The 16,948-nt window shown below is 60.4% G+C and carries 15 protein-coding genes; 8 read left to right on the top strand and 7 right to left on the bottom strand.

The annotated features are described in order from the left end of the window. Nucleotides 1–8: 8 nt before the first annotated feature. On the bottom strand, nucleotides 9–479 hold the full coding sequence (locus tag ACKZ62_RS21895; protein WP_032891604.1) for a YchJ family protein: 471 nt from the start codon (nucleotides 477–479) through the stop codon (nucleotides 9–11). 4 nt (nucleotides 480–483) lie between these two features. Further along, nucleotides 484–981, bottom strand: coding sequence for a DUF6231 family protein (locus tag ACKZ62_RS21890; RefSeq protein WP_447095820.1), 498 nt, complete (start codon nucleotides 979–981; stop codon nucleotides 484–486). Nucleotides 982–1,225: 244 nt separating this feature from the next. On the opposite strand from ACKZ62_RS21890, the gene ACKZ62_RS21885 reads away from it, so the two are divergent. Beyond that, complete coding sequence (locus ACKZ62_RS21885; protein ID WP_032891600.1) at nucleotides 1,226–1,984, top strand: hypothetical protein; 759 nt, start codon at nucleotides 1,226–1,228, stop codon at nucleotides 1,982–1,984. A gap of 77 nt (nucleotides 1,985–2,061) precedes the next feature. Here ACKZ62_RS21885 and ACKZ62_RS21880 read toward each other — a convergent pair whose 3' ends face one another. After that, nucleotides 2,062–2,526, bottom strand: coding sequence for a CopD family protein (locus ACKZ62_RS21880; protein ID WP_447095819.1), 465 nt, complete (start codon nucleotides 2,524–2,526; stop codon nucleotides 2,062–2,064). Between the two features lie 99 nt (nucleotides 2,527–2,625). On the opposite strand from ACKZ62_RS21880, the gene dinG reads away from it, so the two are divergent. From dinG to ACKZ62_RS21850, 6 genes are all read left to right on the top strand, one after another. Beyond that, on the top strand, nucleotides 2,626–4,770 hold the full coding sequence (gene dinG, locus ACKZ62_RS21875; protein ID WP_032891598.1) for an ATP-dependent DNA helicase DinG: 2,145 nt from the start codon (nucleotides 2,626–2,628) through the stop codon (nucleotides 4,768–4,770). An 88-nt stretch (nucleotides 4,771–4,858) separates the two neighbouring features. Beyond that, complete coding sequence (locus ACKZ62_RS21870; protein WP_181642719.1) at nucleotides 4,859–7,156, top strand: beta-galactosidase; 2,298 nt, start codon at nucleotides 4,859–4,861, stop codon at nucleotides 7,154–7,156. Nucleotides 7,157–7,238: 82 nt separating this feature from the next. Next, nucleotides 7,239–8,384 carry a serine hydrolase domain-containing protein gene (locus tag ACKZ62_RS21865; protein ID WP_447096976.1) on the top strand — a complete coding sequence of 382 codons (1,146 nt, stop codon included), beginning with the start codon at nucleotides 7,239–7,241 and terminating at the stop codon, nucleotides 8,382–8,384. Between the two features lie 143 nt (nucleotides 8,385–8,527). Beyond that, the gene (locus ACKZ62_RS21860) at nucleotides 8,528–9,670 is read left to right on the top strand and encodes an OmpA family protein (RefSeq protein ID WP_447095818.1); all 1,143 of its coding nucleotides are present in this window, start codon (nucleotides 8,528–8,530) and stop codon (nucleotides 9,668–9,670) included. Nucleotides 9,671–9,697: 27 nt separating this feature from the next. Then, nucleotides 9,698–10,345: a pyridoxamine 5'-phosphate oxidase gene (gene pdxH / locus ACKZ62_RS21855; protein ID WP_032891594.1), complete on the top strand. Its 648-nt coding sequence runs from the start codon at nucleotides 9,698–9,700 to the stop codon at nucleotides 10,343–10,345. Nucleotides 10,346–10,609: 264 nt separating this feature from the next. Beyond that, nucleotides 10,610–11,074 carry an outer membrane lipoprotein gene (locus ACKZ62_RS21850; protein WP_003189251.1) on the top strand — a complete coding sequence of 155 codons (465 nt, stop codon included), beginning with the start codon at nucleotides 10,610–10,612 and terminating at the stop codon, nucleotides 11,072–11,074. Between the two features lie 77 nt (nucleotides 11,075–11,151). On the opposite strand, the gene nhaA is transcribed toward ACKZ62_RS21850, so the two are convergent. Beyond that, the gene (gene nhaA / locus ACKZ62_RS21845) at nucleotides 11,152–12,327 is read right to left on the bottom strand and encodes a Na+/H+ antiporter NhaA (RefSeq protein ID WP_447095817.1); all 1,176 of its coding nucleotides are present in this window, start codon (nucleotides 12,325–12,327) and stop codon (nucleotides 11,152–11,154) included. Between the two features lie 216 nt (nucleotides 12,328–12,543). Between nhaA and ACKZ62_RS21840 the strand changes: the two genes are divergently transcribed. Continuing rightward, nucleotides 12,544–13,638 (top strand): PLP-dependent cysteine synthase family protein, encoded by a 1,095-nt coding sequence (locus ACKZ62_RS21840; protein ID WP_032891592.1) that lies wholly within the window; start codon nucleotides 12,544–12,546, stop codon nucleotides 13,636–13,638. 122 nt (nucleotides 13,639–13,760) lie between these two features. On the opposite strand, the gene ACKZ62_RS21835 is transcribed toward ACKZ62_RS21840, so the two are convergent. The 3 genes from ACKZ62_RS21835 to ACKZ62_RS21825 form a co-directional block, all read right to left on the bottom strand. Next, nucleotides 13,761–15,374 carry an NAD(P)/FAD-dependent oxidoreductase gene (locus ACKZ62_RS21835; RefSeq protein WP_099601288.1) on the bottom strand — a complete coding sequence of 538 codons (1,614 nt, stop codon included), beginning with the start codon at nucleotides 15,372–15,374 and terminating at the stop codon, nucleotides 13,761–13,763. Between the two features lie 105 nt (nucleotides 15,375–15,479). Further along, nucleotides 15,480–16,151 carry a COG3650 family protein gene (locus ACKZ62_RS21830; protein ID WP_032891587.1) on the bottom strand — a complete coding sequence of 224 codons (672 nt, stop codon included), beginning with the start codon at nucleotides 16,149–16,151 and terminating at the stop codon, nucleotides 15,480–15,482. 97 nt (nucleotides 16,152–16,248) lie between these two features. Continuing rightward, on the bottom strand, nucleotides 16,249–16,848 hold the full coding sequence (locus ACKZ62_RS21825) for a short chain dehydrogenase (RefSeq protein WP_032891585.1): 600 nt from the start codon (nucleotides 16,846–16,848) through the stop codon (nucleotides 16,249–16,251). Nucleotides 16,849–16,948 lie beyond the last annotated feature (100 nt).

Below are 16,948 nucleotides of genomic sequence, written 5' to 3'. Positions count from 1 at the left end.
TATTGTGGTTAGAAGTAGCTGGAGCAGCACTTCTTGAATTTTTGCCCGCTGCCGCACAGGCACGCGTCATTGCGCCCAGCCTTCACCTCCACCGTCGGATCGATGAAGTACCAGCGCCCGTCATTCTGTACGAAAGAAGACTGTTCGCGGTGGCTATGTTCGCCGGTGCTGTCGTGCCAGCGCGCTGTAAAGGTCACGAAGGCATGTTCCGGCTGGCCGCCGAACACCTCCGAGCTTTCCACCTCAAGGCCGAGCCAGGTGCTCTGTGCACTCCAGGCGCTGATGGATTCGCGATCCAAACCCGCCTGTTGCGCGGGCAATGTGGTCGCCACCAAATAGTCCACCAGGCCCAGCACATAGGCGCTGTAGCGCGAGCGCATCAACGCGCTGGCGCAGGGCGCCGGGTGACCGGCGTGATAATGGCCGCAGCAGGCATCCAGCAGGTTGCCACTGCCGCAGGGACAAATGGATGTACTCATTGGGTTACCACCAATACTTACCGAAATTTTCCGGGTTGGCCCAGAAGCGGGCATTGAGCCAGTCCGGCACCTGTTTATAGTCAAGCAGATCGTAGGTAAACAGCGTCAGCACCTGCTCATCGCGCTGGAAGCGTTCGCCGGCCTGCAGGGCCAGAGAGAAGAAATCGGTGTCCTTCCAGTCGCAGGCGCCCAGGTCCACCAGCACCGCAATGCGGCTGGCGTTGAGGTTGCGAATCCCGCCGAGCAGGGTCAGGCCTTGAGGTTTTGACAGGTGCTCCAGGCAATCGACCACCAATGCCAGGTCAAAGCGCAGCGCGGCCAGCTCTGCAGGCAACGGCCCAGGCGTTGCCACAAACACTTGGGTGTCGGGATGCGCTGCCTTAAAGGCATCCAGCGCCGGGAACTGGCTGGCACCCAACAGCAACAGGCGTTTGGGCTGGTGCAGATCGAGCAATGCGGCCAGGGCTTGCTGGGGGGTACGGGCAGAAATACCAGCGGTCATCAGAGATCCTCACATCAGGGCCGTAGAGACTAGCGCGGCTGAGCGTGTGGGCCTAGAGCAGGTGATGGCGAAAAATCCTACTTTGATGTTCATCCTCAATGAATGCGGGGATGGGGTACCGCGGCGCAGATCCTCTCTTTAATCGCCGCCCTTTCAAGTTTTTTGAACCTTCACTGGCAAATCGCCTGTAGAAGTCGTTACTGTGCGATCAAAGAAAAATTTGAAAACACTCAGGAGCCCCATGATGCGTAAGGTTTTTCTGTTGGCTCTGTTGGCCAGCCCCGTTGCCCTGGCCCAGAGCGTCAGTGTCGAAACCAACTCGTTGATGCGCCTGCCTAGCAGCACCAGTGTGTTGCAGCTGGAACGCTTGGAAGTGGCGGACTACGGCACCTTGCTGATCCCCTCGACCATCAGCCAGGTCACCGTCGATGAGCTGCATTTGGGGCGCGATGCACGTATCGCCATTGTCCCCGGCGCTGTCGGACTGCAATTGCAGGTGGGTCATGCGCAACTGGAACATGGCAGCCAGATCACCTCGCGCGGCGCGCCAGGCACCCATGAAAAACCTGCGAAAGCCGGTCGAGACCTGACCTTGCGCATCAATTCGCTGGCGGCTGAAGAGCTGTCGGTGGATGCCCGTGGCGGCGCCGGTGCTCAGGGTTATGCCGGGCTTGATGGTGCCAATGGTGTGGACCCTGGTTGCACATGGGGCTCAGCCGGGCGCGGTTTCAATGGTGATAATGGCGGTGATGGCCTGCCGGGGGGCGCGGGTGCGCAGGTACGCGTGGAGTTGCCTAAGGACTTCCCGGCTGAACATATCAAGGTCTGGGTGGACGGCGGCGCTGGCGGGCTGGCGGGTACAGCGGGCAAACCGGGCAAAGGCGGGGAATCCAAAGGCTGCCTGGTGTATCGCGCCGATGGCGGCGAAAAGGGCCGTCCTGGTTTGGAAGGACAACCGGGGCCGGTTGGGCCTGCGGGGACTGTGACTATTCAGCGTCTCTGATACTTCAAGCCCCTCCCACCTTGGAATGCATTCCGGGTGTGGGGGGGCTTGCTGCCGATAGCGGGCTAAAGGTCGTCTCAGAACATCGGCCGAGCCGAAGCAATCGCGACCACCACCAACCCAACAATCAGATTAACCCCCACCAACTTGCGAATCTGCCCCAGCGCAGCCGCGCCCGCCGGCCAATCCTCAGTCGCCACCGCCGCCTTCAACTCCGGAAATTTCAACGCCTGGATGCGGATAAACAACGCGGTCATCACCAGATACAAGCCCATCATCACCTGCACGTAACGCGGTGCAGTCTCAAACCCGCTGAAACGCAGTTGCAGCAGGCCCACACCGCTGATCGGCAAAACCAGCACCGCCACCCATACCCACACGAAAAAACGTTGAAACACATTTGCCCACAACTTGAGTCGGGCAGGGCCCTCAAGTGCCGCCATGGCGGCGGGTCGCAGGATCATCCAGGCGAAAAACATACCGCCCACCCATACCAGGGCGGCCAATACATGCAGGGTGTAAGCGAGGCTAAACGCGGTCATTGTGGTACTCCGTTCTGCGCGGGATTAATTAGCGGGGTATGATAGCGGCCGATCCGAACCACTGAAAATTTATCCAGCGTTTTTTGCGCCCGACTATCCATGATCAGCACTGAACTCAAAACCACGATCCAGGGCGCCTACTCGCGTTTTCTCGAAGCCAAGAGCTTGAAACCGCGCTACGGCCAACGCCTGATGATCGCCGAAGTGGCCAAGGTCCTCGGGGATATCGACACCGACGACGAAGGTCGCCGCGAAGGTGACCCAGCGGTCGTGGCCGTCGAAGCCGGCACCGGTACCGGCAAGACCGTTGCCTACAGCCTCGCTGCGATCCCGACCGCCAAGGCCGCAGGCAAACGCCTGGTGATCGCCACCGCTACCGTCGCCCTGCAAGAGCAGATCGTCTACAAAGACCTGCCCGACCTGATGCGCAACAGTGGCCTGAACTTCACGTTTGCCCTGGCTAAGGGCCGTGGCCGCTACATGTGCCTGTCCAAGCTCGACGTGCTGCTGCAGGAAGGCCACGCGCAGACCGCCACGGCGTCGCTGTTCGAAGAAGAAGGCTTCAAGATTGAGGTTGATGAAGTCAGCCAGAAGCTGTTTACCAGCATGATCGAGAAACTGGCCGGCAATAAATGGGACGGCGACCGCGACAGCTGGCCCACCGCCCTTGAAGACGCCGACTGGGCACGCCTGACCACCGACCATAGCCAATGCACTAACCGCCATTGCCCGAACTTCGGTCAGTGCGCTTTCTACAAAGCGCGCGAGGGCATGGGCAAAGTCGACGTAATCGTCACCAACCACGACATGGTCCTGGCCGACCTGGCCCTGGGCGGCGGCGCCGTCCTGCCGGACCCTCGCGACACGCTCTATGTGTTTGACGAAGGCCATCACCTGCCCGACAAGGCCATCGGCCACTTCGCCCACTACACGCGCCTGCGTTCCACCGCCGACTGGCTGGAAACCACCGCGAAGAACCTCACCAAATTGCTCGCCCAGCACCCGCTGCCCGGCGACTTGGGCAAGCTGATTGAGCAGGTGCCGGAGCTGGCGCGGGAGATCAAGACCCAGCAGCAGTTCATGTTCAGCGCCTGCGAGCAGGTCGCCGACTTCAAGCCCGGCGAAGATGTGGAGGGCCGTGAGCGCCCACGTCACCGCTTTGTCGGCGGGATGATCCCCGAGCATATGCGCGAAATGGGCATTGAACTGAAGAAAGGCTTTTCACGCCTGACTGACCTGTTTACCCGTCTCACGGATTTGCTCAAGGAAGGCATGGATGGCGAGGTCAATATCGGCATCGCCAGTAACCAGGCCGAGGAGTGGTACCCACTGTTCGGCAGCCTGTTGTCCCGTTCCCAAGGTAACTGGGAGCTGTGGACCGCGTTTACCGTCGAAGACCCGGAAGACAACCCGCCCATGGCCCGTTGGCTGACCTTGTCGGAAAGCGGCGCGCTGTTTGATATTGAGGTCAATGCCAGCCCGATCCTCGCCGCCGAAATGCTTCGGCGCAATCTGTGGAACGTGGCCTACGGCTGCCTGGTCACCTCCGCCACGCTGACGGCCCTGGGCACTTTCGACCGGTTCCGCATGCGCGCCGGGCTGCCGAAAAAAGCCGTCACCGCCGTGGTGCCGAGCCCGTTCCATCACGCCGACGCCGGTGTGTTACGGGTGCCGGACCTCAAGGCCGATCCTCGGGACGCGCCGGCCCACACTGCGGCGATCATTCGTGACTTGCCGGGCTTGGTCGAAGGCTCCCGGGGCACGCTGGTGCTGTTCTCGTCGCGCAAGCAGATGCAGGACGTGTTCGACGGCCTCGACCGCGACTGGCGCAAGCAGGTGTTTATCCAGGGCAACCTGTCCAAGCAGGAAACCCTGAATAAGCACAAGGCGCGCGTCGACGGCGGGGACTCCAGCGTATTGTTCGGCCTGGCGAGCTTTGCCGAAGGTGTCGACTTGCCGGGCGCGTACTGCGAGCACGTGGTGATCGCCAAGATCCCGTTCTCAGTGCCGGATGATCCGGTAGAGGCCGCGTTGGCCGAATGGATCGAAGCGCGGGGCGGTAACCCGTTCATGGAAATCTCGGTGCCGGATGCTTCGTTGAAGCTGGTGCAGGCCTGCGGGCGGTTGCTGCGTACGGAAGAAGACCGCGGCACCATCACCTTGCTCGACCGTCGTTTGGTCACCCAGCGCTACGGCAAAGCTATCCTGAATGCTTTACCGCCGTTCCGGCGCGAAATTTCTTAAGCCACTGTGGGCGGATTCGCCCACTTCGTGGTCTATCTCATCAATGTCATCAGGCCATTCACCGGCCGTTTGGGAGAACCTTGCTCGTATGATTCGCACGCTGCCCGCCCTTTTTGCCCTGCTGTTCGCTGCGCCCTTGATGGCGGCGCCCGCCGGGCAACAAACCCTGTTCAACTTCGTCCGGCCTGCCGATGTGGTCAAGGTGGCGACCCAGGACGCCAGCCTGCCGCAATACAACGCCGAGCAAACCCCCGAAGGTGAGGTGTTGCGCCGTATCACCTTCAACCCGGCCGCCGAACCCAGCTTGGTGCTTAGCCCGCAGACGGGGGTGTGGGACTGGTCGCAGTCCAGCGCCATGAGCCTGCGTATTCAGAGTGCCATGGACTGGGCGCTGACCCTTTACGTCAAGGTGCAGAGCAGTGACGGCAAGACGTTGGTCAGTCGAATCGACCTGCCGGCCGGCCCGGCACAGACCCTGCTGATCCCGCTGCAAGCCAACTCGCCGCTGAGTCAGGGCATGAAGGCCGGCCCACCGATGCCGATTACTGTTGATGGCCAGCGTGTGTTGCTGGCTGGCAGCGCTGGGGAAATCGACCGCAGCCAGGTGGTCTCGGTGACGTTGTCGATGATCAAGCCCAACGCGGCCCAAAGCATCCTGCTGGAGCGCTTTGGTGTGCAGGACAGTGAGCCGGTATTGAAGGCCGCCTACAGCGAGTTAGTGGATACGTATGGCCAATCCACCCGTGCGCGTTGGCCAGAGAAGGTCAGCAGCGACGAGCAGCTCAAGGCCGCCGCGGCCAAAGAGCAAACCCAGCTTCAAGGCTGGTTGGCTGCGCGGGATAAGTCCGCATTGGACAGGTTTGGTGGCTGGAACAAAGGCCCTGCATTCAAGGCCAGCGGCTTTTTCCACACGGAGAAGCGTGACGGCCGCTGGTATCTGGTAACGCCTGAGGGCCATCCGTTCTACTCCCTGGGCGTCAATACCGTGGCCCCGGATAACAGCCAGACCTACGTGGCCGGTCGTGAATGGATGTTTGCGGCGTTGCCCAAGGCTGGTGAGCCCTTGGATAAGTATTACGGCAGTGGCGATAACCGCACCGGTAACGGTGCGGGTGAGGGGCGCAGTTTTGGCGCCGGGCGTTGGTACGATTTCTATGGCGCCAACCTGCAGCGCGCCTATGGTGGCGAAGGCTTCGACCAGAAACGCTGGGTGACTCACACCCTGGACCGCCTGCAGGCCTGGGGTTTCAACACCGTGGGCAACTGGAGCGACGAGGCTTTGGCCCGTGCCGACCGCGTCCCCTATACCTTGCCGCTGTCGATCGTCGGCGATTACGCCAGCATCAGCACCGGCACCGACTGGTGGGGCGGCATGCCCGATCCGTTTGACCCACGCTTCGCCATGGCGACCGAGCGTGCCGTTGCGATTGCTGCCCGCGACCATCGCGACGACCCGTGGCTGATCGGCTTCTTTGCCGATAACGAACTGGCCTGGGCAGGGCCGGGTGATGATCCGAAATCCCGCTACGCCTTGGCCTACGGCACGTTGCGTATGACCACCGACGTTCCAGCCAAACGCGCTTTCCTCAAGCAATTGCGGGACAAGTACCGCAATGAAGAAGGCTTGTCGAAAGCCTGGGGCATCGAATTGGCGGGTTGGGAGCTGATGGAAGATCCAGGCTTTGAACCACCGATTCCCAACCCTGAGCACCCGGAAATCGAGGCCGACTTTAAATACTTCCAGAAAACCTTTGCCGATGCTTATTTCAAGACCATCTCCGATTCACTGAAATGGCACGCGCCGAACCAGTTGTTGCTGGGTGGTCGCTATGCGGTGAGCACGCCCGAGGCTGTGGCTTCGTGCGCACAGTATTGCGATGTGCTGAGCTTCAACATGTACACCCTCAAGCCTCAGGACGGTTACGACTTCGCTGCGCTGCGCGCGTTGGATAAACCCGTGCTGATCACTGAATTCAACTTTGGCTCTGCCGACCGTGGCCCGTTCTGGGGCGGCGTGACCCAGTTGGCCAGGGAAGAGGACCGTGGCGCGGCGTACGCCAACTTCCTCAAGCAAGCCATGGCCGAACCTTCGATTGTGGGTGTGCACTGGTTCCAGTACCTGGACCAACCCGTGACCGGCCGTTTGCTGGACGGTGAAAACGGCCACTTCGGCTTGGTGGGCATCACCGACGTGCCTTATCAGGGCTTTGTCGACAGCGTGCGTAAAAGCAACCTGGCGGCGGTGGACCAACTGGGCAAGGAGGCGGAAAAGGCCAAAGCGGCAAGCGCTGTCCGTGAAGGTGAAGGCGGTAAGTCTGGGCATGACGGCAAAGGCGCAGGGCAGGGCGCCGGGCATGCCGGTGGGCACTCCGCCAACGGTCATTGATTGATCGCTGACGGGTTCACAAAACCTACAAGGGCTGGAACAATGTCGGCCACTTTCCATGGTGTTTTTCGAGGCGGCTTACGTGCAGATTCAGGGTCATTACGAACTCCAGTTCGAAGCGGTACGTGAAGCGTTTGCCGCGCTGTTCGATGACCCACAGGAGCGTGGCGCCGGGCTTTGCATTCAGATCGGCGGCGAAACCGTGGTCGATCTGTGGGCCGGCACCGCTGACAAGGACGGTGCCGAGGCCTGGCACAGCGACACCATCGTCAATCTTTTCTCCTGCACCAAGACATTTACTGCCGTCACGGCCCTGCAATTGGTGGCTGAGGGTAAGTTGCAGTTGGACGCTCCAGTTGCCAAGTACTGGCCGGAATTTGCCGCTGCCGGTAAGGAAAGCATCACGCTGCGCCAGTTGCTCTGCCATCAGGCGGGTTTGCCGGCGATCCGCGAGATGCTGCCCACCGAGGCCCTGTATGACTGGCAACTGATGGTCGACACCCTCGCGGCCGAAGCACCCTGGTGGACGCCGGGCCAAGGCCATGGCTACGAGGCGATCACCTACGGCTGGCTGGTCGGCGAACTGCTGCGCCGCGCCGATGGGCGTGGGCCTGGTGAATCCATTGTGGCGCGCGTTGCACGGCCGTTGGACCTGGACTTTCATGTGGGCCTGGCGGATGAAGAGTTTTATCGTGTTGCCCATATAGCGCGCAGCAAAGGCAATATGGGCGATGAGGCTGCGCAACGTTTACTGCAAGTAATGATGCGTGAACCCACCGCCATGACCACACGGGCATTTGCCAATCCACCGTCTATTTTGACCAGTACTAATAAACCTGAATGGCGACGCATGCAGCAGCCCGCGGCTAATGGTCACGGTAATGCGCGTAGCCTGGCGGGTTTTTATAGTGGTTTGTTGGACGGTAGTTTGTTGGAAGCCGACATGCTCGAAGAGTTGACCCGTGAACACAGTATCGGGCTGGATAAAACATTATTGACACAAACTCGCTTTGGCTTGGGCTGCATGTTGGATCAACCGCAGTTGCCTAATGCCACATTCGGCCTTGGCCCGCGTGCTTTTGGGCATCCTGGTGCAGGCGGATCGGTAGGGTTTGCCGACCCCGAACACGATGTAGCGTTTGGTTTCGTGACTAATACATTGGGGCCTTATGTACTTATGGACCCTCGTGCACAGAAGTTGGTCGGAATATTGGCCGGTTGTCTGTAAACCCCTTGCTGTTTCACATTTTTTTGTTACAAAGGCAACTATAAGAAGACGCTGAACGAAATGATGTAACTTTAATGTTCTGTAAGCGTCTGTTTAACGGGTCATCCAGACCCCCGTTTCTTTTCTCATTTTGTGGATATCTCATGTTATCGAACAAGTCCTTGGCACTGGCGCTTTGCCTCACCATTACCGGCTGCGCACAAACTCCACAGAATGATGCCGAGGGTGGGCATTGGTGGTCATTTGGATCTGATAAGGCCGCTACCAAGGACGTCGTGACCCAGACCGAGGCCAAGCCGGATGCCAAACCCGCAGCTGGCGCCAAGCCTGCCGCACCTGTAGCCGCTGCGCCTGCTCCGGCAGCCAAGGCTGACACCGGCTCCAGCTGGTGGCCGTTCTCCTCCAAAAGCACCGACGAAAAGGCTGCCGATGCCAAGGCCGCAGACCTGAAAGCCGACCTCAAGGCCGCTACTCCGGCCGCTGCCGCTGCACCAGTCGTCGCCAAGACCGACAGCGAAACTCACTGGTGGTGGCCGTTCGAAAGCAAACCCAAGCCATTGTCCAAGGTCGACGTGACCAACGTGCCGATGCCGGACCCGAAAATCACCCAGGCCTGGTTGGACGACTATGAGCCGCGCCTGCGCGCCGCCATCAAGGACAGCAACCTGCAACTGGAACGTCGCGACAACGTGCTCGTCGTGATTGCGCCGGTCGATGGCTCCTACAACCCAAAACGTCCAGCCATGCTGTTGCCGGTTACCCTTGGCCCGTTCACGCGTGTTGCCAAGGCTGTTGAAGCAGATCCCAAGACCGCCGTACTGGTCTTGGGTCACGTTGACGCCACCGGCACCGCCCCGGCGAGCCAGGCGCTGAGCAGGGAGCGCGCACAGTCTATCGCTTCGATTTTCAGCCTCAGCGGTTTGAAGCAGGATCGCCTGATGCTGCGTGGCATGGGTGACCTGATGCCACGTGCCGCCAACGACAGCACCCAGGGCCGTGCGCTGAACCGTCGCATGGAAATTATGTTCACTCAGCGTACAACTATGTTGGCGCTGCTGAGCAAGTACAACTCGGGCAAGACGCCGCCTGTGGCTGAAATGGTTGCCGTGCAGAACGTACCAGCACCGGCTCCGGCAGCCAAAGCTGCGGCGAAAAAAGCTCCGGCCGCGAAGAAAGCTGCCGCCAAGCCAGCCGCTAAAAAGGCGCCGGCCAAGCCAGCTGCCAAGAAAACTGCCCCGGCCAAAGCCAAGGCTGCTGCACCGGCGAACGACCAGGCAAAAAACTGATCTGCTGAACCAGAAGGATAAAGCCGCATGACCCAGGCACTGGCCGATATGCGCCGTGACTACACACGGGACGGTTTGAGCGAGGCCCAGGCCCCGGGCGAGCCGTTTGCGTTGTTCCACCAGTGGTTTGCCGATGCGGTGAAAACCGAGCAGCCCCCGGTGGAAGCCAATGCCATGACCCTGGCTACGGTCGACCAGGAAGGTCGCCCGCACTGCCGCATCCTGCTGCTCAAGGGCTTGGATACGCAGGGCTTTACCTTCTTCACCAACTATCAGAGCGCGAAGGGTGAACAACTCGCGGCGCGGCCGTTTGCAGCCATGACGTTTTTCTGGCCGACCCTGGAGCGCCAGGTGCGCATCGAAGGGCGGGTGGTCAAGGTCACGCCTCAGGAGTCGGATGCTTATTACCAGGTCCGTCCTCTGGGCAGCCGTCTCGGCGCTTGGGCTTCCCCGCAAAGCCAGGTCATTCGTGACCGTGAAGAACTGCAAGACCTGCTCACGGCCACTGAGCAGCGCTTCAGCGATACCCAGCCCGACTGCCCCGAGCATTGGGGTGGCTATCGTCTGCTGCCGGAGCGTATTGAGTTCTGGCAAGGTCGCGCCAGCCGCCTGCATGACCGCTTGAATTACCGCCTGCAAGGGGGCGAGTGGACCCGCGAGCGCCTGGCGCCCTGAGCGTCACCTTTCGTCACTTCATCTGAATGTTGTTCGCAGCACCGACGTCTCTATGGGAGAGACTTCGGTCGCATGCGGCTGCGCGGCTACAATGATGAAACCGTTGTGACATCTCTTGGTACACGAACTGAGCTACCGTTTGTCGAGTTTTCCGGTGTACGCAGTCTGTACTCAGGCTGAATGAAAGCAGTTTTCTGCGGTGCTTGCCGTGACAGGCGCCAAGCCGCAGCGTCTAATGAACACCTGTCCTTTGGAGTTGATGCTATGCGTAAGTCCGTTTTACTGGTTGCCTGCTTTACCACCCTGTCGCTGCTGCTGGGTGGCTGCGCCTCAAGTTTGACCGGCGATTCGTATTCCCGTGATGAAGCGCGTCGTGTACAGACCGTGCGCATGGGTACCATCGAATCCCTGCGTCCGGTGAAAATCGAAGGCACCAAGACCCCAATCGGCGGCGCTGCCGGCGCAGTCATCGGCGGCGTTGGCGGCAGCGCCATCGGCGGCGGCCGTGGCAGCATCGTCACTGCTGTGATCGGCGCAGTCGCTGGCGGCCTGCTGGGCTCGGCCACTGAAGAAGGCCTGACCCGCACTCAAGGCGTGGAAATCACCGTTCGCGAAGACGATGGCAGCATGCGCGCTTACGTCCAGGCTGTGCAGGAGAACGAAATCTTCCGCATTGGCGACCGCGTGCGCATCATGACGGTCGATGGTACCAGTCGCGTTACCCGTTAATCGGTAAGCAGCAGGTAAAGAAAAACCCCAACCGGGTGACCGGTTGGGGTTTTTTTGTGGGCGCTGTTTCTGGGGGATCAGGCTTTTTTACGACTCGCCATCGCCGTCACCAGATATCCAATACATGCTGCCAATATCGACCCGGTCAGAATCCCCATTCGATCCTCGCCGGCAAATTCGCTGGCGCCCGGCACGAATGCCAGGGAGCCGACGAACAGGCTCATGGTGAAGCCGATACCGCACAGGATCGCCACGCCGAAGACTTGGCCCCAGTTGGCGCCGTTAGGCAGTGTGGCGAGACCCGTCTTGATGGCCAGCCAAGTGAGGCCGAACACACCGATGGTCTTGCCGATCAGCAGGCCGGCGGCAATGCCCATGGGCACGTGGTGGGTGAAGCTCTCCAGGCTGACGCCGGTGAGGGAAACGCCAGCGTTAGCGAAGGCGAACAGCGGCAGGATGCCGTACGCCACCCACGGGTGCAGAGCGTGTTCGAGGGTCAGCAGCGGCGAGGGCTCGGCGTTCTTAGTGCGCATCGGGATGCAGAACGCCAGCGTCACGCCGGCCAGTGTGGCGTGCACGCCACTCTTGAGCACGCATACCCACAAGATCAGGCCGATGATCAGATAGGCCCAGAGCTTGATCACTCCGAGGCGGTTCATCGCGATCAAGGCCACCAGACAGGCGCCCGCGCCAGCCAAGGCTGCACCGGACAAATCGGCGGAATAAAACACTGCGATCACGATGATCGCGCCCAGGTCATCGATGATCGCCAGGGTCATCAGGAACAGTTTCAAGGACGTCGGGACGCGCTTGCCCAGCAGCGCCAACACGCCCAGGGCGAAGGCAATGTCGGTGGCCATGGGGATTGCCCAACCGGAGAGGGCGGCGGGGTAGTCCTTGTTGATCGCCCAGTAGATCAGCGCCGGCACCACCATACCGCCGATGGCGGCTGCACCGGGCAGGACCACTTGCGACGGTTTGGACAGATGGCCGTCAAGCAACTCGCGCTTGACCTCCAGGCCGATCAACAGGAAGAACAGAGCCATCAGGCCATCGTTGATCCACAACAAGGCTGGCTTGTCGATTTTCAACGCGCCAATCTGCGCCACCACCGGCACGTCGAGAAACGCGCCGTACAGGTGGGACAACGGTGAGTTATTGATGATCAATGCCAGGGCCGCAGCGGCGATCAACAACAGACCGCTGGCGGCTTCCAGCTGGAAGAAACGAGTGAAAGTGCTACGCAGAGCCAAGGGGTGCTCTCCAATCCGGATTCAATAGGCGGGTACCCTAACCCGTACCGTTAGTTGTTAAAACAAAAGTTATATTCTTATTTGTTATAAGCAATGGGCAGGTTCAGCGTTGCGTCAGGGGCTTGAAATTGTGTGTCCAATTGAGACGTTACTGTATCTGTGTCGAGTGTAGGAAAGATCCTAATATTGACCTGGAAATTCTTAGAGAAACCGACCATGAGTGACCATCGTCCCTGGGCTCGCGAAGCCATTCGTATCATCGAAGCAGACTTCCAGCGCAGCGCTGACACCCACCTGATCCCCTTGCCGCTGCCAGGTTTGCCGGGTATCGAGTTGTACTTCAAGGACGAGTCGAGCCATCCCACCGGCAGCCTCAAACACCGGCTGGCCCGCTCGCTGTTTCTGTATGCGCTGTGCAATGGTTGGCTCAAGCCCGGAGCACCGGTGATTGAAGCCTCCAGCGGCTCCACGGCGATCTCCGAAGCCTACTTTGCTCGGCTGTTCGGCCTGCCGTTTATCGCGGTGATGCCGGCCACCACCTCCCAGGAAAAAATCGCGCAGATTGCCTTCTATGGCGGTAAGAGCCATCTGGTAAAAGATCCCACACAGATCTATGCAGAATCCGAGCGCTTGGCGCGGGAAAGTGGCGGTCACTTCATGGACCAGTTCACCTACGCCGAGCGCGCTACCGACTGGCGCGCGAACAACAACATCGCCGAGTCGATCTTCCAACAGATGCGTTTCGAGCAGCATCCCGAGCCGAGCTGGCTGATTTCCAGCCCCGGCACTGGCGGCACCACGGCGACATTGGGTCGCTACGTGCGGTATCGCCAGCACGCCACCCGCGTGCTATGTGCCGATGCTGAGCGATCAGTGTTTTTTGACTATTACCAGACGGGTGACGCCAGCCTGCGCCTGGACTGCGGTTCGCGTATCGAAGGCATTGGCCGGCCACGGGTCGAGGCGTCGTTTTTGCCGAAGGTGATCGACGCAATGGTCAAGGTCCCGGATGCGCTGTCACTGGCAGCCATGCATTACTTGGCAGAGCGATTGGGGCGGCGAGTGGGCGGTTCCAGCGGGACCAACCTGGTTGGCGCGTTGGTGGCAGCGCAGCAGATGAAGGCTGCGGGGGAGTCGGGTTCTATCGTGGCGATCTTGTGCGATGGTGGCGAGCGATACGCCACAACCTATTACAACCCGGTGTGGTTGGCGGGGCAGGGGTACGAGTTGCAAGGGCTGATCGCGGCCGTTGCGGCCAGTGTGGAGCGGGGCGAGCCGCTACCGGATTGCATCCTGCGCGCTAACATCTGAAATCACGCAAAAACCGTGTGGGAGGGAGCTTGCTCCCAATGAAGGTGGACCAGTCACATGTGTCCTGACTGATCCACTGCTATCGGGAGCAAGCCCCCTCCCACTTGTGAACACGGATGTGCTCAGGCCTCGATGCCCAACATATCCCGCGCCAACGCCTCGGCAATTCGAATCCCATCAACACCCGCCGACAAAATCCCACCGGCATAACCCGCGCCTTCACCGGCCGGAAACAGCCCTTTCACGTTCAGGCTCTGCATCGATTCGTCACGGGTTATCCGCAGCGGCGACGAAGTGCGCGTTTCGATACCGGTCAGTACCGCATCGTGCAGCGAGTAGCCTTTGATTTGCTTCTCGAACGCCGGCAGCGCTTCGCGGATGGCTTCGATGGCGAAGTCCGGCAGCGCCAACGCCAGGTCGCCCAGAGCCACGCCAGGCTTGTAGGACGGTTCCACACTGCCGAGGGCAGTGGACGGCTTGCCGGCGATGAAATCACCCACCAGTTGTGCCGGGGCTTCGTAGTTGCTGCCACCGAGAATGTAGGCGTGGGACTCCAGGCGTTCCTGCAACTCGATACCCGCCAGCGGGCCACCGGGGTAGTCCACTTCCGGCGTGATGCCGACCACGATGCCGGAGTTGGCATTGCGCTCGTTACGTGAGTACTGGCTCATGCCGTTGGTCACAACGCGGTTCGGCTCGGAGGTGGCCGCCACCACGGTGCCGCCAGGGCACATGCAGAAGCTGTAGACCGAGCGACCATTCTTCGCGTGGTGCACCAGTTTGTAGTCGGCGGCGCCCAGCTTCGGATGCCCGGCGTATTTACCCAGGCGCGCGGCATCGATCAGCGATTGAGGGTGTTCAATGCGGAAGCCCACCGAAAACGGCTTGGCCTCCATGTATACGCCACGACCGTGAAGCATGCGGAAGGTATCTCGGGCGCTGTGGCCCAGTGCCAGGATCACGTGCCTGGACAGGATCTGCTCGCCGCCATCCACCACCACGCCGTTCAGTTGGCCGTCTTCAATCAGCACGTCAGTCACGCGTTGCTCGAAACGCACCTCACCGCCCAGGGCGATGATCTGCTCGCGCATGTGTTCCACCACGCCGGTCAGGCGGAAGGTACCGATGTGCGGCTTACTGACGTAGAGGATTTCTTCCGGCGCGCCGGCTTTGACGAACTCGTGGAGTACTTTACGGCCGTGGAATTTGGGGTCTTTGATCTGGCTGTAAAGCTTGCCGTCGGAGAAGGTGCCGGCGCCGCCTTCACCAAACTGCACGTTGGACTCGGGGTTCAGTACGCTTTTGCGCCACAGGCCCCAGGTGTCCTTGGTGCGCTGGCGCACTTCCTTGCCGCGTTCGAGGATGATCGGCTTGAAACCCATCTGTGCCAGCAGCAGCCCGGCGAAGATCCCGCAGGGGCCAAAACCGACTACGATCGGTCGTTCAGCCAGGCCTTCGGGCGCTTGGCCGACTACTTTGTAGCTGACATCCGGCGCCGGGTTGACGTTGCGGTCATCGGCAAACTTGAGCAGCAGGGCGGCTTCACCCTTCACATCCAAGTCGATGGTGTAGATGAAGCACAGCTCCGACGATTTTTTACGGGCGTCGTAGCTGCGTTTGAAGAGGGTGAAATCGAGCAGGTCATCACTGGCGATGCCCAGGCGCGCCAGGATGGCAGGCCGCAGGTCTTCTTCGGGATGGTCGATGGGCAGCTTGAGTTCGGTGATTCGTAACATGACGGGATCCGGTGTGCGGCATTCGGTAAGGCCGGCGGTTTTGCAAACCGGCGATTATAAGCCCCAACGGTGGTGTCCCGTCATGCTAAAAAGCGCAGGACACTATCAATCGTCCCGCGAACCACCGAAAGCCGCGCAGCCACGCTGGACTTGACCGTTGATCCGCAATTCGGCGGTCATGTGTTGCAGGCTGCCGCTGACGCTGTCCACACAACGTTGCGGAGCCACCCACAGCTCGATGTGCTGGTTGTTGGCTTCGGTCATCAAGTTAAAGCGGCCGTCGCCGATCTGCTCTTCTACATAAGGTACGGCCAAAGGAGGCTGGCCTTCACGTTCCAGCACCATGCCCTTGGCGGTGACGTTCATCGCCCAGGCCGGCTTGTGGCCGTTGGCGCGCAGGATCATGCGTTTGAAATCGGGGTCGTCGCAGGCCGAGGTCGACCGTTCGACACGGTAGAGCTGTTGCAACTCCACTTCGCCCTGAGTGCCGGTGGCGACGCCCGAAAACTTACCGCGCAGGTCGGCAAACAGCGCACCTTGCTGGCCGGCCAGGGAGGCGGCTTCCTGCAGGATGCTGGTGCCGCCGGTGTCCTTGACCACGTAGTTACGTTGGTCGTGGCACGCTTGGAACAACAGTTTGTCGCCTACGGCTGTGAGTTGGCCCTGCATGCGGGTCAGCCCAACCGTAGACGGCTTGGCCGGCTCGCTCTCGAAGACCTGACACGCGGTTAGAAAGGGAAGCAAAGCACACAAAGCAAAGGTACGGGCGGCACGCATTATCGGGGTCTCCAGGCAAGTGCCGCCACGTTACGCAGGCTGGCGGTGCATCACAACCCCGCTGTCCCGCTTCAGGTAATTCTTACAACCCTTACATTCAGCCAACCATAAATGTCTGGCCGGTCTGTAGGCCTTCTACGCTTTTAGCGTAGGCCAAGGCCACGTCAGCGCCCGGAGCCGGCTTATAGCCTCGGAAGTAAGGTGCGTAGCTGCCCATGGCCTCTTCCAGCACTGTGGGGCTCACGGAGTTGATGCGCAGGCCTCGTGGCAATTCGATCGCTGCCGCTTTGACAAACGCATCGAGTGCGCCATTGACCAGTGCCGCAGAAGCGCCAGTCCGAATCGGATCACGGTTGAGAATGCCACTGGTGAAGGTGAACGAGGCGCCGTCGTTAGCGTACTCGCGGCCGATCAGCAGCAGGTTTACCTGGCCCATCAGCTTGTCACGCAGGCCAAGTTCAAAGTCGTTTTCGCTCATATCACCCAGCGCCACGAAATTCACGCTACCGGCCGCGCAGATGAGGGCGTCGAATTTACCGGTTTGCTCAAACAACCTGCGGATTGACGCGCTGTCGCTGATATCCACTTGGAAGTCGCCGCTGGTGCGGCCGATGCTGATCACTTCATGACGCTGAGCCAGTTCGGCCTTGACTGCCGAGCCGACGGTGCCACTCGCGCCAATCAATAGGATTTTCATGGTGCTGTTCCTCCAGTGATAAGTGAGGGCTCAGTCTAGGGTGGCTTTTTCGCTGGATAAACGTGGTAATAGGCAACCTTTGGTTTTCAAATGGAAACAA

It is taken from the genome of Pseudomonas sivasensis (genome assembly GCF_052938085.1).
The sequence above is the reverse complement of the archived record's forward strand: the minus strand, read 5'-3'. Positions and strand labels throughout refer to the sequence as shown.

What these genes read in the sequence shown, in the direction of transcription:
- ACKZ62_RS21895 (WP_032891604.1), bottom strand. Translation starts at nt 479, where the DNA reads ATGAGTACATCCATTTGTCCCTGCGGCAGTGGCAACCTGCTGGATGCC.
- ACKZ62_RS21890 (WP_447095820.1), bottom strand. Translation starts at nt 981, where the DNA reads ATGACCGCTGGTATTTCTGCCCGTACCCCCCAGCAAGCCCTGGCCGCA.
- ACKZ62_RS21885 (WP_032891600.1), top strand. Translation starts at nt 1,226, where the DNA reads ATGCGTAAGGTTTTTCTGTTGGCTCTGTTGGCCAGCCCCGTTGCCCTG.
- ACKZ62_RS21880 (WP_447095819.1), bottom strand. Translation starts at nt 2,526, where the DNA reads ATGACCGCGTTTAGCCTCGCTTACACCCTGCATGTATTGGCCGCCCTG.
- dinG (WP_032891598.1), top strand. Translation starts at nt 2,626, where the DNA reads ATGATCAGCACTGAACTCAAAACCACGATCCAGGGCGCCTACTCGCGT.
- ACKZ62_RS21870 (WP_181642719.1), top strand. Translation starts at nt 4,859, where the DNA reads ATGATTCGCACGCTGCCCGCCCTTTTTGCCCTGCTGTTCGCTGCGCCC.
- ACKZ62_RS21860 (WP_447095818.1), top strand. Translation starts at nt 8,528, where the DNA reads ATGTTATCGAACAAGTCCTTGGCACTGGCGCTTTGCCTCACCATTACC.
- pdxH (WP_032891594.1), top strand. Translation starts at nt 9,698, where the DNA reads ATGACCCAGGCACTGGCCGATATGCGCCGTGACTACACACGGGACGGT.
- ACKZ62_RS21850 (WP_003189251.1), top strand. Translation starts at nt 10,610, where the DNA reads ATGCGTAAGTCCGTTTTACTGGTTGCCTGCTTTACCACCCTGTCGCTG.
- ACKZ62_RS21840 (WP_032891592.1), top strand. Translation starts at nt 12,544, where the DNA reads ATGAGTGACCATCGTCCCTGGGCTCGCGAAGCCATTCGTATCATCGAA.
- ACKZ62_RS21835 (WP_099601288.1), bottom strand. Translation starts at nt 15,374, where the DNA reads ATGTTACGAATCACCGAACTCAAGCTGCCCATCGACCATCCCGAAGAA.
- ACKZ62_RS21830 (WP_032891587.1), bottom strand. Translation starts at nt 16,151, where the DNA reads ATGCGTGCCGCCCGTACCTTTGCTTTGTGTGCTTTGCTTCCCTTTCTA.
- ACKZ62_RS21825 (WP_032891585.1), bottom strand. Translation starts at nt 16,848, where the DNA reads ATGAAAATCCTATTGATTGGCGCGAGTGGCACCGTCGGCTCGGCAGTC.